Origin of the sequence: Sorangium sp. So ce1153 (assembly GCF_051521595.1) — a bacterium.
GTDB lineage: Bacteria > Myxococcota_A > Polyangia > Polyangiales > Polyangiaceae > Sorangium.
Window position 1 is genome coordinate 13074393 of record NZ_CP150361.1, and the last position, 13013, is coordinate 13087405.

The 13013-nt window shown below is 70.1% G+C and carries 13 protein-coding genes; 7 read left to right on the top strand and 6 right to left on the bottom strand.

The window, feature by feature from the left end; genetic code table 11:
- The first annotated feature begins 146 nt into the window (after window positions 1-146).
- The 3 genes from WME85_RS47630 (at window position 147) to WME85_RS47640 (ending at window position 4902) form a co-directional block, all read left to right on the top strand.
- Window positions 147-1799, top strand: a complete 1653-nt coding sequence (locus WME85_RS47630) for a right-handed parallel beta-helix repeat-containing protein (RefSeq protein ID WP_437831436.1) — start codon at window positions 147-149, stop codon at window positions 1797-1799.
- A 211-nt stretch (window positions 1800-2010) separates the two neighbouring features.
- Window positions 2011-2784, top strand: coding sequence for an ABC transporter ATP-binding protein (locus WME85_RS47635; RefSeq protein WP_437831439.1), 774 nt, complete (start codon window positions 2011-2013; stop codon window positions 2782-2784).
- A complete protein-coding gene (locus tag WME85_RS47640) occupies window positions 2785-4902 on the top strand; it encodes an ABC transporter permease (RefSeq protein ID WP_437831442.1) in 2118 nt (705 codons plus the stop codon).
- Between the two features lie 248 nt (window positions 4903-5150).
- Here WME85_RS47640 and WME85_RS47645 read toward each other — a convergent pair whose 3' ends face one another.
- Window positions 5151-5474: an ArsR/SmtB family transcription factor gene (locus tag WME85_RS47645; RefSeq protein WP_437831444.1), complete on the bottom strand. Its 324-nt coding sequence runs from the start codon at window positions 5472-5474 to the stop codon at window positions 5151-5153.
- A gap of 158 nt (window positions 5475-5632) precedes the next feature.
- Here WME85_RS47645 and WME85_RS47650 point away from each other — a divergent pair, with 158 nt between their 5' ends.
- Window positions 5633-6112, top strand: a complete 480-nt coding sequence (locus WME85_RS47650) for an SRPBCC domain-containing protein (RefSeq protein WP_437305681.1) — start codon at window positions 5633-5635, stop codon at window positions 6110-6112.
- 180 nt (window positions 6113-6292) lie between these two features.
- Here the strand turns inward: WME85_RS47650 and trpS are convergent, their stop codons facing one another.
- The 4 genes from trpS to WME85_RS47670 form a co-directional block, all read right to left on the bottom strand.
- Window positions 6293-7393, bottom strand: a complete 1101-nt coding sequence (gene trpS / locus WME85_RS47655; RefSeq protein WP_437831447.1) for a tryptophan--tRNA ligase — start codon at window positions 7391-7393, stop codon at window positions 6293-6295.
- Between the two features lie 161 nt (window positions 7394-7554).
- Complete coding sequence (locus tag WME85_RS47660) at window positions 7555-8070, bottom strand: hypothetical protein (RefSeq protein WP_437831449.1); 516 nt, start codon at window positions 8068-8070, stop codon at window positions 7555-7557.
- 127 nt (window positions 8071-8197) lie between these two features.
- Window positions 8198-8857 (bottom strand): aspartate/glutamate racemase family protein, encoded by a 660-nt coding sequence (locus WME85_RS47665; RefSeq protein ID WP_437831452.1) that lies wholly within the window; start codon window positions 8855-8857, stop codon window positions 8198-8200.
- A gap of 207 nt (window positions 8858-9064) precedes the next feature.
- Window positions 9065-9397 carry a hypothetical protein gene (locus WME85_RS47670; protein ID WP_437831455.1) on the bottom strand — a complete coding sequence of 111 codons (333 nt, stop codon included), beginning with the start codon at window positions 9395-9397 and terminating at the stop codon, window positions 9065-9067.
- Window positions 9398-9623: 226 nt separating this feature from the next.
- On the opposite strand from WME85_RS47670, the gene WME85_RS47675 reads away from it, so the two are divergent.
- Window positions 9624-9743: an FG-GAP repeat protein gene (locus tag WME85_RS47675; RefSeq protein ID WP_437831457.1), complete on the top strand. Its 120-nt coding sequence runs from the start codon at window positions 9624-9626 to the stop codon at window positions 9741-9743.
- A gap of 52 nt (window positions 9744-9795) precedes the next feature.
- Here the strand turns inward: WME85_RS47675 and WME85_RS47680 are convergent, their stop codons facing one another.
- Window positions 9796-10533 (bottom strand): DJ-1/PfpI family protein, encoded by a 738-nt coding sequence (locus WME85_RS47680; protein ID WP_437831460.1) that lies wholly within the window; start codon window positions 10531-10533, stop codon window positions 9796-9798.
- A gap of 301 nt (window positions 10534-10834) precedes the next feature.
- On the opposite strand from WME85_RS47680, the gene WME85_RS47685 reads away from it, so the two are divergent.
- Both WME85_RS47685 and aroE read left to right on the top strand, forming a co-directional pair.
- Entirely contained in the window at window positions 10835-11809 is a 975-nt protein-coding gene (locus WME85_RS47685; protein WP_437842563.1) for a GlxA family transcriptional regulator, read from the top strand.
- A 368-nt stretch (window positions 11810-12177) separates the two neighbouring features.
- Window positions 12178-13002 (top strand): shikimate dehydrogenase, encoded by an 825-nt coding sequence (gene aroE, locus WME85_RS47690; protein WP_437831462.1) that lies wholly within the window; start codon window positions 12178-12180, stop codon window positions 13000-13002.
- Window positions 13003-13013 lie beyond the last annotated feature (11 nt).

Below are 13013 nucleotides of genomic sequence, written 5' to 3' on the forward strand. Positions count from 1 at the left end.
CTTGCGGGGATGCGGCGCGCGTGCAGCTGACTCGCGTCCATCGCCCGACATCCACGCACGACGGGGCCGGTCATGGGCGGTGCCGCACTTCCCATACCCTCGCAGCGAGACAAGGAGTATAGCGAGTGCGTCGTAAGGAGGCTTATATGCGTATTGTTCGTGTGCAAACTTATGCTTTTGCTGTCGTCCTGACCACTGGCGCGTGCGGGTCGCAGGGCGAGGACTCTGCTGCCGGAAGCGGCGGCGCGACTGGCGGATCCGACGGCGTAGCCGCCAAGGCGGTAGCCGGCGGCGTGGCCCCCGACGCGGGAGCCGGCGGCGTGGCCCCCGACGCGGGAGCTGGCGGCGTGACCACCGACGCGGGAGCCGGCGGCAGCACGGCATCTGGCGACGCGGCCGTGCCTGGGCAGAGCTGCGACGAGCCAACCCCGTGGGCGCTCCCTGCATCGAAGAAGGTCGTGGGCGACGGGACGGCCGCGAGCTGCACGGCCGACGCTCTGAGCCAGGCCGTCACTGCAGGTGGACACGTCACCTTCAATTGCGGGGATTCCCCGGTGACGATCGCGATCTCGACTCCAATCCAGGTCGGCGCCGAGACGGTCGTCGATGGGGAGGGGAAAATCACCCTCGACGGCGGCGGGACGTCACGGATCTTCATCGTGACCAACAAGCTGTCCGTGCGCAATCTGAGCTTCATCAACGGCAAGGCTCCGGACGACAGCAACGGAGGAGCCGTGAAGGGAGAGTGGAGGAGCAACGTGGAGGTGATCGGTTGCACGTTCGAGGACAACACCGCGGGTACTGCCGGAGGGGCCATCGGGGTCTGGACCGGCAGCTCGCTGACGGTCGTGGCGAGTCAGTTCCGACGCAACAAGTCTGGGTATGGCGGGGCCATCTACAGCCTGTGGTCGCCTTTGCGCATCGTGAATTCGGAGTTCACCGACAACTCGGCCTTCGTTGACTCCAACGGGGGCGCCATCGGAACCGATGGAGCATTGGACCCCGCGTACAGGAACCCGCAGAACGAGGTCGATACCGCGGGAGGCACGATCGAGATCTGCGGAAGCCGGTTCCAGAACAACGAGGCTTATGGGTCAGGGGGCGCGGCGTTTTTGTGGGTGTATCCGCCGGACAAGGTCATCATCGACCGCTGCACCATCGAGGGCAACACGCTCGGCAAGGACTCAGGTGGCACCGGCGTGGCCCTGGGCGGCGGCATGCGCGTCAGCAATGGCGAGCTCACCATCAAAGGCACGAGCTTCCTCTCCAACATCGGCGAGACTCACGGCGGGGGGCTCTACCTCGACTGCGAACCGACCTGCACCATCACCGACTCCACGTTCTATTCGAACAAGGCCACGGACGGCTACGGCGGCGCGATCTTCGGGGACAAGCTGCGCGTGAACAACGTGACCTTCGCGAAGAACTTCGCCAACGGGCACGGTGGCGCTCTCTTCGGTGGCAGCGATTGGGTCTTCAAGAACACCGTGTTCGCCGACAACAAGGCGGGCAATCCCTGGGGCCAGGCCTATAGTTGCTCCGCGACGGGCACCGGCGACCACGTCCTCCAGTGGGTGACCGACTTCAAGGGAGTGGGGTCGGATCCGTGCATCTCCAACCCGACCGCCGCCGATCCGAAGCTGGCGGATCCTGCCGATAACGGCGGTGTCACCTTCACGATGCTGCCCGGCGCGGGCAGCCCCGTGCTGGGAGCCGGAGCGGGCTGCGAACCTGTGGACCAACGAGGGCAGCCGCGCGACACCGCCGTGTGCGATCTGGGCGCCGTCGAGGTTCCGTAGCGGCGTGCCCGCCTGGCTCCGGGGTGGTGCGCGCCGCCCACCGCTCGCGCGCCTGCCGCTCCGTCAGCTCGACGAGCTGGATCTCGCGCCCGGCGGCGCGCGCGCGCCGGCGCTCGACCCTGACCGCGCGCTGCTCGGTCGCTCGGCCCACGCCACCCCCGCCGCCATCGCTCCCTCCCGCGGGGCGGCTCCAGATGAACGCCGCGCGCAGATGCTGTACACACTCCGAAGGCCGCCCGTGACCTCCGAAGAGCCCGTCCTCCGCGTCCGCAACCTCCACAAGGCCCACGCGCTGGGCGCCACGCCGATCGAGGTGCTCCGCGGCGTCGAGCTCGACATCCACGCCGGCGAGATGTGCGCGATCATGGGCCCTTCCGGCGTCGGCAAGAGCACGCTGCTCTCGTGCGTCGCGGGCCTCGAGTCGCCCGACCGCGGCGAGGTGCGCGTGCTCGGCGAGGACATGGCCGCCCTCGACGAGAACGGGCGGACCCTCCTGCGCCGCCGCCGCATCGGCATCGTCTACCAGTTCTTCAACCTCGTCCCGACGCTCACCGGCTACGAGAACATCGTCCTCCCCTACCTCATCGACGGCGCCGCGCCGGACCACGACGCCGCGTCGCGCATGCTCGACCGCGTCGGCATGCGCGCCCGCGCCGAGCACCTGCCCTCGCAGATGTCCGGCGGCGAGATGCAGCTCATCTCCATCGCCCGCGCCCTCGTCCGCCGCCCCGCGCTCGTGCTCGCCGACGAGCCGACGGGCAACGTCAACGTCGCGACCGGCCGCCGCATCATGGCGCTGCTCGCCGACGCCCTCCAGGAGGCCGGCAGCGCCATGCTCCTCGTCACCCACAACGCCGAGGACGCCGCCCGCGCCCATCGCGTCGTCTTCATGCGCGACGGCCTGCTCCTGCACGACGCCGCCCTCGCGGGCTCCGCGGTCACCTCCGCCGCCGTCCACGACCGGCTGAAGGAGCTCGGCATCTGAATGCTCCTCCTCCGCGCCCTCTTCCAGCCGCTCGTCCGCATCCTCGCCCTGCGCAACCTCCGCGCCGACCGCTTCGGCGCGATGGCCGCCCTGCTCGGCGTCGCCCTCGGCACGGCCACGGTCAACGTCGTCCTCATCCTCGACGTCGGCACGCGCGCGGTCGAGGCGAGGAGCGCCGTCACCAACCCCGACCTCCCCGTCTTCACCGACCAGACCGTCACCCTGCGCGGCCTCCGCCCCGACGGCCAGCCCACCGCCGCGGCCGACGCCCAGGAGGAGACGCACGAGGACTACGAGATCATGCGGTCCGCGATCCGCCTCGGCTCGCTCTCCGCGTTCCTCGTCGGCGCGCTGATCGTGTTCTTCACCTTCAACGTCGCCGTCGAGCGGCGCCGACGCGAGATCGCCCTCCTGCGCAGCGCCGGCGCCCTGCCCCCGCAGGTCGCCGCGGTCTTCGTCCTCGAGGCCCTGATGCTCGGCCTCGGCGGCGCCGCGCTCGGCCTGCTCGCGTCGATCCCGCTCGCGTACCTCGCCGCGAAGGCGGGCATCACGACCACCGGCCGCGCGCGCATCCCGCTCCACGCCATCCGCCTGCCGTGGAGCGCGATGCTGCTCGTCTGCGGCACGGGCGCCCTCACCGCGCTGCTCGGCGTCCTCCGCCCGGTGCGCGACGCGCTGCGCCTCGACATCGCCCGCGCCTTGCGCCCGCGCTTCCTCGAGGGCGGGGCCGAGCAGCGGCGCCGCCTGCGCGGGGTCACGCTGCTCGCGCTGCCGTTCATGGTGCTCGTCTACGGCCTGCTCCGCCCCTTCTTCCAGGAGTCGGTCCCGCTGTTCGCCTTCTTCGTCCTCGAGGCGGGGCTCGTCTGCGCGGCGTTCCTCGCGGCCATCGTCTTCGTCCCCGACCTCGTCGCGCGCCTCGGCGCGCTCGCCGTGCGCCTCGCGCCGCGCCGCTGGGCGGCCGAGCGCCTCCTGCTCCGGCGCCGCGTCGAGCACAGCGGCCACGAGCTCGCCTGGAGCGTCGGCGGGGTGATGATGGTCTTCGCCCTCCTGCTCGCGCTGCACATCGCGACGGCGGCGCTGAAGCAGGAGGTCTCGGCGTGGGCGGGCCGCGCGCTCGCGCCCTACACGTTCTTCTACCCGGACGAGCCGCTCGGCCACGCCGAGCGCATGCTGCCCAGCCTGCCGCCGCGCCTGGTCGCGGCGCGCTTCTCGAGCCGCACGCCGTGGCCCAACGTCGTCTACGCCGTCCCGGCGGACGAGCTCCGCGCGCTCGCCGAGGCCGCCGGTCGACCCGAGTCGATCGCGGTGAGCCGCCGCTTCGGGCCGGGCAAGGCGATCGTCTCGACGATGATGGCCCGCCGCTTCGACGTCGGCCCCGGCGACCTGCTCGAGGTGGGCGGCCGCGCCGGCACGCGCCGCGTCGAGGTCGTCGGCGTGACCGACGAGCTCGGCTACGTCCACGCGCCGGGCGCGTACCGCAACCTGCGCACGTACGCGATCATCGAGGCGGCCGACTTTCCGGTGATCTCGCCGTACGCCCTTGCGATCGGGCACACGGTGGCGGTCGCCGATCCGGTGACGGGCGCCGCGGCGGCGCGGGGCGGGCCGGCGACGCCGCCGTGGGGCGAGCTGCTCGCCGGCGTGCCGCGGGCGCGCGACGTGCGGATGCAGACGGGGGTGGAGATCGAGGCGACCCGGAGGAAGGCGACCGGGCGCGACTTCGTGATCTTCGACATGATCCTCGGCTTCACGACGGTGCTCGCCGCGATCGGGGTGGCGAACCAGATGGTCCTGGCGCTGCACGCGCGGCGCCGGGAGCTCGCGCTGCACCGGGTGCTCGGGATGACGGCGGGGCAGGTGCGGCGGATGGTGCTGATGGAGGGGGCGCTGGTGGGGGCGCTGGGCGGGACGCTGGCGGTGCTGCTGGGGGTGCCGCTGGGGTCGGCGGCGCTCGGGGCGCTGCGGACGGTGTCGACGTTCGAGGTCGAGTTCCATATCCCGCCGGAATACGGGGTGCTGACGGCGCTCGGGGCGACGGCGGTGGCGCTCGGGGCGTCGCTCTATCCGGCGCGGAGCGCGGGGCGGAGCAACGCGGCGGAGTCGGTTCAGTACGAGTAGTAGCCAGGGGGGCCGGCCCCCGGAGAGGGTGTTCACGGGGCGGGGTGGGGGCCCCGCCGAACTCGCCCGATGCTCCTGCCTCCTCCGGCAAGCCGGAGGAGACAGGAGCATCGGGCTCAGACATCGGCCCATCCCCCACCCCGCCCCGTGAACACCCTCTCCGGGGGCCTACGGGTTTGCTCAGACATCGGCCCATCCCCCACCCCGCCCCGTGAACACCCTCTCCGGGGGCCTACGGTTGATGGTCCTCACGTCTCGAGGTCGCGCTTCAGGCGGGCGAGGAGATCGACCGCGGCGGTGGCGTAACGGCTGATCCAGCGGTCGTGGATGCGCTTGATCGGGAGCACGTTGAGGTAGTTCCAGCGGTGACGGCCCTCGCGCTTGACGATCACCAGCTCGGCCTTCTCCAGCACGCCGAGGTGCTGCATCACCGTGCAACGATCCCAATCCACGAAATGAGCGCAGAGCTCGCCCGTGGTCTTCGGGCCGCCCGCGAGCAGGTCGAGGATCTCACGCCTCCGACCGTCTGCCAGCGCCTTGAAGACGAGGTCGTCCGGATCGGGGCTTGACATGTTATTATAATATAACATGATGGACCGGCGGTCAATCGACGCGCGCAGGCCGAGCTATGCGGCCTGTGCGCCGGCACGTCGGCGCACAGGTGCGTCGGCGCGCCGGTACGTCGTCACGTTGCGCGCGGCCCGGGGCGTTGCCGCGAAGAGGAGGCGTCATGGAGCTCAAGTTTCAGGTGCAGACCAAGATCCAGAAGCCCGTCCACGAAGTATTCGATGCGGTCTACAACCCGAAGAAGCTCAGCGGGTATTTCACGACGGCCGGGGCGAGCGGGCCGCTCGACGAGGGGACGACCGTCATGTGGGGCTTCGCCGATTTCGACGGGGGTAAGCCCTTCCCCGTCTCCGTGAAGCGGGTCGTCGCCGACAAGCTCATCGTCTTCGAGTGGGCAGCGGCCGAGACCGACGACAGCAGCGGGAAACCAGTGAAAGAGCTCCCCTACAACACGACCGTGGAGATGCACTTCGAGGCCCTCGGCCCGAGCTCGACGCTCATCCGGATCGCCGAGTCAGGATGGAAAGAGAGCGAGAAGGCATTGCAAGCCTCCTACGGGAACTGCCAGGGCTGGATGCACATGTCCCTCTGCCTGAAGGCGTACCTCGAGCACGGCATCAACCTGCGCGAGGGCTCGTTCTGAGCTGGAAGCCGAGGCCGCTGCCTCGAGCCCCGGCGCTCCCTGCTCGCGAAGACGGGGAGGAGGCCACGACCAGCTGCCTCGGTGATCCAACCCGGGCCGGGGTAGCCCAAGGACGAGCTCGCGGCGGCCAACCGGCGCGAGCCGTCGGCTCCGCCGGGCTCACCGACCTGGCGCAGGTAGCTACACCTCCATGTTCATCACACGCCGGACCTCGCCGAGGGTCTGCTCAGCCACCGCGCGCGCGTCCCTGATCCCGTTGCGGAGGACGGACTTGATATAGTCGGGGGCTGCCTCGAGCTCACGGCGCCTGGCCCTGATGGGGCGAAGGTGCTCGTTCAGCGTCTCGGAGAGGAGCGCCTTGAGCTTGCCGCTCCCGCCGTCGCCGATCCGCGCGGCGACCGCGTGAGGCTCCTCACCGGTCGAGAGAGAGATGAGAAGAAGAAGGTTGGACACCTCCGGCCTCTTCTCGGGATCGAACGTGATGACGCGGTCGGAGTCGGTCTTCGCCTTCTTGATCAGCGCCACGGTCTCGTCCTCGGTGGAGCTGAGCATCACGGCATTGTTCCGGCTCTTGCTCATCTTCTGGGAACCATCGAGCCCGAGGATGACGGGAGCCTTGCTGAGCAGCGGCTGCGGCTCGGGGAAGACCGACCGCTTCTTCGCGAAGCGGTCGTTGAACCGACGCGCGATCGTCCTCGTGATCTCGAGGTGCGGGAGCTGGTCCTTCCCCACCGGGACGAGATTCCCTTTGCAGAAGAGGATGTCCGCCGCCTGATGCACGGGATACACGTACATGCCCGCGTTGATCCTCTTGAGGCCCGCCGCCTGGATCTCCTCCTTCACGGTGGGATTACGGTCGAGCTCGGCGTTCGTCACGAGCGTGAGGAACGGGAGAATGAGCTGATTCAGCTCTGGAACATGGCTGTGAGGGAAGATCACGAGGTTGCCGGCCTCAGGGTCGAGCCCGGTCGAGATATAGTCCACGACGAGCTGATGCACGTTCTCGGAGATGTTCTCGAAGGTGTCCCTGTCCGTGAGGACCTGATAATCGGCGATGACGATGTACGTGGGGACCCCGAGCTTGTGGATCCTGACGCGGTTCTGCAGCGATCCGAACAGGTGACCCACATGGAGCTTCCCGGTCGGCCTGTCGCCCGTCAACACCCTGTATTTCTTCGGATTGACGGGGAGATCTTCCTCGATCTTTCGGCTCCGTTCAACGGTGGCCTCGAACGTTCCGTAGTCAACCTTGTCTTCGTTTTCCGGTGCTGTTGTTTCCATATCGTTTCCTGCTACATCCGACGGAGCTGATTCAGCAGTTCGCGCGCCCCTGCGGGCTCGTGGGCCTCGTGGACGACTGGCGCCCGCTCTCCGGCCGGCGCGGCGCGGGCCCGCGCAGGTCGCTCCGGAGCGCGACGGCTCGCCATCGCGACGTCGTCGCCCTACTTCCTTTCGAACGAGTCCTCGTGGCTCATCGTCACATCCTCCGGGGTCAGGGAGGACATGACGCTCTCGTAGCGCCCGAGCAGCAGCCGAGCCGATACGGCATCCGCGGGATCTCCCACCAGGAGGTCCTTGCTGGCGTCGTCCCATACGTCCGGGCCTCGATCCGATGCGACCGGGATGCTCCTCGCCCGCCGGTCGTACTTGACCCGCTCCAGCTTCGTGTTCGGCACCCTGACCCGCTCCAGCTCGACCTTGAGGCCCGCTACCTCCCGGTAAAAGCGCTCCGAGAAGCACCTGTGGGCCTGGCACATGGTCCTGATCACCTCGTAGGCCCCCAGCGTCCAGAGCCACATCAGATCCGAGGCCCGCGTCCTCGCCTCGTGGGAGAAGCCTCCCTCGCTGGAGGCGCACGCGTCGAGGCGCTCGACGATCTCCCTCGCGATCGACAGCAGGACCTGGTGTCGGCCGGACATGTAGATCGAGAACGCCGCCAGGGGGTGCTGCGTGGACATCGCTTCCTCTTCGAGCGAGCGGCAGGGGCTGCCGGGAGGCCAAGGTACAGCACGCGGAGCGCCGGGCGCCAGGCGCGCGCGGCGGCGGACGCATCGGCCGGCACGAGGCGCTCTGGCGACAGGACGGCTACGCCAGGGCGCGGTACGCCCGGATGGCCGCCTCGAGTCCCGGACGTGGGCTGCTGAAGACGGGAACAGGCAGGTCAGGGCACGAGGCGGCGGCGTCGGCCATGGATGCCTGCGCCAGCACGATCGCGTCGGCCGCCGGCGCCGCGTCGCGCAGCCTCGCGGCGATCGCCTGGCGATAGCCCGCGAGATCGCCGCGCTCGAAGTGCGACCATGCGTCCTCGAAGAGCGCCTCGGTGATCGCGACGGTCCTCCCGGCTTGGTGGGCCACCTCGAGGAGGAGCTCGCGCGTCGGGGCGATGGTGCTGGCCAGCGTCGCGGCCACGAGGATGCGCCCGCCTGCGGCGACGGCGCGCTCCGCCATCGCACGATCGACGCGGAGGACCGGATGCCCGGCCGACTGGCCGGCGCGCTCGGCGCACCCGCCGATCGTCGAGCAGGTGCAGAGGACCACGGCGGAGCCGCCGGCCATGGCGCTCAGGATCGCCTGGTCGATGCGGTGAGTCACCTCGGGCGTGAGGCCCGAGGCGCGGGCGTCGTTCAGGAGGCCCTCGTCCACCACGTGCCTCGCGGGGATCGTCGGGGCCATCTCGGCCAGCAGCCGATCGAAGGTGGCGATGTGAACGGGCGATGTGTGCAAGAAGGTGAGCGTCCTCGTCATGGGCAGGCTCGCTGCGCGACGCGCACCCCGAAGGCGTTCGGGTGAAGCGCGTCGCCCCCTCATCGTACCACCATCACCTCGGGCGCAGCTCGGCCGGCGCCCCGAGGGCCGGAATCAGGCCGCGGGTGATGACGCCGGTGAGGCGACCGTCCCGTTCGGAGAGGTCGATCGGCTCCCGCGGGAGCACGCGGGCCGCTGCGTCGGTGCTCAGCGACGACCGCCGCGGTAGCCCGGGCCGCTACGCACCCCCAGCGAAGGCACAGCGGAGCACAGGCTCGCGAACTCGTCCCTGGTCATCGTCATGAAGCACAGCTGCTCGTGAGCCACCGACACAAGCCAGTCGCCGGCGCCTCTCAGGAGCACGAGATCCGTCGGCCGATCAGGGAACTCCCAGTCGAATACACCATCAGCCAATTCAGACAGCTCATTTGCCAGAGCGGAGTCGAATCGATACACATATCGCTTTCTCAGCGACTCGCTGTCGGAGACACAGGCGCTCGCCGGAGGGCCGCCGATCTGATGAGGCGACAGCTTGTTCACCGCGTGCGTGTATCGCGGGTTGATCGTGCTCAGGGGACCCAGGGTCGCGCGCTCGACCCTCCCGACCGCGAACCGCAAGAGCTGTCGATACGTCTCGCCTCTTGGCTCGTCGAGGTACCAGGTGTGGGATTGACGTGGTTCCCTGGGCTGTCGCGGGCGCATGCCTGCCTCCGAAGTTCACGCCTCAGGGGGCGCCGAAGAGGGGAAGATCATGATCGAGCCCGGGATGAGGTCAAGCTCGCCGTGGGGCAACGCTGTAGGTGTCGGCGACCTCAACGGGGACGGCAAGCCCGACATCGTGTACGACGACGGTGAAGCGGTGAGCGTGCTGGTCATCAACCTCTGACCCCAGCGCACCACGGCGCGTACGGCGCGAGGACCGCGCCGGGCTCGGGGTCTCAGGCGATCCCCAGCCGCCGGGAAGCGCGGATGCCCACCTGGCGCGTCTCCTCGATCAGCGGCGCCATCCTCTGCATCGACCGCTCCGTCAGCGCTGGCCCGGCGAGCTCGGGGCTGCCCGTGCCGTAGGGCGGCTCCGGCGCGTACTCCATGTCCAGCTCGCACTCCCTCGCAATCTCGTCTCCCCACAGGCGCCCGAGCAGGCGCAGCGCGAGATCGAAGCCGCCGGAGACAGGCCCCGAGGTGATCCGGTTCCGGTCTTCCACCACGTTCCCCCTGGTGGGGATCGCGCCGTAATAGGCGAGCTGGTCGTGGATGTGAAAGTTCGTGGTGGCCCGGTAGCCCTTGAGCAGGCCCGCGGCGCCCAGCATCAGCGAGCCCGCGCAGACGCCGGACAACCACGCCGCGCGGCCGCCGTACTCCGCGAGGAACGCGAGTGACTCTTCGTCCTCCATGACGTGAGAGGGAATCGCCGGCACATGGAGGATGTCGAGGGTCTTCGGACAGTCGCTGAACGTGGTGGTGGCCCGCGTCGTGAAGCGCGGGACGCCCTCGATCTCGTCCCTATTCTTCCAGACGAGGTGCAGGTCCACGTTGGGCATGACCCCGAACACCGTCTGCAGGCCGATGTTGTCGGGCAAGAAGAAGCCGGGGCAGACGAAGAGCGCCACCTGGAGCTTGCGCTGCGTGGGGAGGCTCAGGGGCACAGTGAACGTGGGTTCTTCGTGAACGCTCATCCTGGAGTCCTTTCTTGTCTCGCGCGAGGGCGCCCGGGGCGCGCGCGGCGAGCGGCGCTGGTGACCATGCGCCCGGCGCGGGAAGGCAGAGGGACAGAGCACCTGCATTTCCTGCCACGCGCCGCGCGGCGCGCCGGGCGCGCGGCGGCCCCCCGGCTCCGCGCCTCGGCGAGAGGTATGGCAGGAAATGCAGGTGCTTTGTCGTTGCGGTCGGGTGCGCGGCGGGTACCGTCGCTGCGTGAAGCGGACCCGTCCCTCGCAGAGCGCGCCGCAAGGCTCGCCGGACGCGAGCCGCCGTGCGCTGACGCGCAGGATCGTCGTCGTGGCCTACGACGGCGCGAGCGCCATCGACGTGGTGGGGCCCGTCGACGTCTTCGCCTGCGCCTCGCAGCTCGCGAACCCGACGCGCCCTGACGCTCCCCCGGCTTATGCCGTCGAGATCGCCGCGGTGTCGGGCGGCGTGATCCGGACGATCTCCGGGACGCAGATCGTCGCCAACAAGGCGCTCGAGGACGTGGCCCCCGGCCCCGATACGGTGCTCGTCGCGGGGGGCGACACCGGTGAAGCGATGCGAGACGCCCGGCTGCTCGGCTGGCTCCGCGCGGCGATGCCCGAGGTGCGGCGCATGGGCGCCGTCTGCACTGGCGCGTTCCTCCTCGCCGCCGCGGGGCTGCTCGCGGGGCACCGAGCGGCCACGCACTGGAGCGCCGCCGACACGCTCGCCCGCCAGTTTCCCGCCGTCGAGGTCGATCCCGACGCGATCTTCGTGCGGTCCGGGAAGATCTACACGTCTGCGGGAACGACCGCGAGCATCGATCTCGCGCTCTCGCTGGTGGAGGAGGATCTCGGGTACGACGTGGCGCTCGAGGTGGCGCGAGGCATGGTGGTGTTCCTCAAGCGCCCGGGGGGACAGTCGCAGTTCAGCCGCCCGCTCCTCGCGCAGACGGCCGCCACGGGGCCGCTGCGGCGCGTGATCGAGTGGGCCTTGCGGCACCTCGACGCCGACCTGCGCGTCGAGGTGCTGGCCGACAAGGCCGGGATGAGCCCCCGCAACTTCGCGCGGACGTTCGCGCGGGCGCTGCAGACCACGCCCGCGAAGTTCGTCGAGGCGGCGCGGCTCGAGCAGGCGCGCTCCTGCCTGGAGGGGGGTCGCGCGTCGATCAAGCAGCTCGCGCGCGACTGCGGCTTCGGCACGGACGAGCGGATGCGGCGCGCGTTCCAGCGCACGCTCCAGGTCACGCCGGAGGAGTACCGGCAGCGCTTCGGGCGATCGTGAGCCGGCGGCGAGCGCCGGCCGCGTCAACTCCGAGTTGACGCTGTGTACAGCCGCGCGTGACGGCGCCGGGCGCGCCGCTCGGCCCGAGGGGGTCGCCGCGTGCGCTCCTGGCAAAAATGCTGAATGGTATCGCAGACCTGCGACAGCCACGGGCGAGCTCGCGTGTGGCCCGCGCGTTGCTGAGCGCTGAGGCCAGCGCAGCGCAGCGTGGAGTGCATCCGGCGGGGCGCGCGGAGCTGGAGACGGCCCTGCGCGCTCCGCCGGATGGGGTGTACCCGCGACGCGCCGTCGCGGCGCGCAGGCCTGGCTCGACCAGAGATGAGGACGATGAAGATTCGATCGACTAACGATGCCTCCCGGAGGCTCTCATGACCGACCGCTACGCCATCATCGGCAACCCCATCGCCCAGGCCAAGTCGCCCGCGCTCCAGACCGCCTTCGCGAAGCAGTGCCATCAGGACATGGTGTATGGCGCGATCCTGGGCGAGCTGGACGGCTTCGTCGCCGGCGTGCGCGCGTTCCAGGAGAGCGGCGGCAAGGGGATGAACATCACCATGCCCTTCAAGCTCGAGGCGTTCGCGATGGCCGACGAGCTGACGCCGCGCGGCCGCGCCGCCGGGGCGATCAACATGTTCACCTTCCGCGCCGACGGCACGATCCTCGGGGACAACACCGACGGCTTCGGCATCCTGCGCGACATAACGCACAACCTCGGCCGCGCTCTCGAGGGCGCGCGCGTGCTGCTGCTGGGCGCGGGCGGCGCGGTGCGCGGCACCCTGCTGCCGCTCTTCGATGAGCGGCCGGCCGAGATCTTCATCGCCAACCGCACGGCCAGCAAGGCCGTGGAGCTCGCCGCCGAGTTCGGCGCGCAGGCCGGCGCCGTCAAGCTCGCGGGCGGCGGCTTCGCCGATATCGCCGGGCGCTTCGACGTGATCATCAACGGCTCCGCCTCGTCCATGACCAACGACGTGCCGCCGCTGCCCGCCGGCGTGTGGGACCGGGGCTCGCTGGCATACGACATGGCCTACAAGAAGGAGCCGACCGCCTTCGTGCAGGCGGCGCGCGCGGCCGGCGTGGGTCAGACCGCCGACGGCCTCGGCATGGTGGTCGAGCAGGGCGCCGAGAGCTTCACCCTCTGGCGCGGCATCCGGCCCGACACGGCGCCGGTGATCGCCGCCCTGCGGGCCGCCTGAGAGGAGCGGCT

Excerpts from the sequence above, each read along its gene's own strand:
- WME85_RS47630 (WP_437831436.1), top strand. The coding sequence starts at position 147 with ATGCGTATTGTTCGTGTGCAAACTTATGCTTTTGCTGTCGTCCTGACC.
- WME85_RS47635 (WP_437831439.1), top strand. The coding sequence starts at position 2,011 with ATGCTGTACACACTCCGAAGGCCGCCCGTGACCTCCGAAGAGCCCGTC.
- WME85_RS47640 (WP_437831442.1), top strand. The coding sequence starts at position 2,785 with ATGCTCCTCCTCCGCGCCCTCTTCCAGCCGCTCGTCCGCATCCTCGCC.
- WME85_RS47645 (WP_437831444.1), bottom strand. The coding sequence starts at position 5,474 with ATGTCAAGCCCCGATCCGGACGACCTCGTCTTCAAGGCGCTGGCAGAC.
- WME85_RS47650 (WP_437305681.1), top strand. The coding sequence starts at position 5,633 with ATGGAGCTCAAGTTTCAGGTGCAGACCAAGATCCAGAAGCCCGTCCAC.
- trpS (WP_437831447.1), bottom strand. The coding sequence starts at position 7,393 with ATGGAAACAACAGCACCGGAAAACGAAGACAAGGTTGACTACGGAACG.
- WME85_RS47660 (WP_437831449.1), bottom strand. The coding sequence starts at position 8,070 with ATGTCCACGCAGCACCCCCTGGCGGCGTTCTCGATCTACATGTCCGGC.
- WME85_RS47665 (WP_437831452.1), bottom strand. The coding sequence starts at position 8,857 with ATGACGAGGACGCTCACCTTCTTGCACACATCGCCCGTTCACATCGCC.
- WME85_RS47675 (WP_437831457.1), top strand. The coding sequence starts at position 9,624 with ATGAGGTCAAGCTCGCCGTGGGGCAACGCTGTAGGTGTCGGCGACCTC.
- WME85_RS47680 (WP_437831460.1), bottom strand. The coding sequence starts at position 10,533 with ATGAGCGTTCACGAAGAACCCACGTTCACTGTGCCCCTGAGCCTCCCC.
- aroE (WP_437831462.1), top strand. The coding sequence starts at position 12,178 with ATGACCGACCGCTACGCCATCATCGGCAACCCCATCGCCCAGGCCAAG.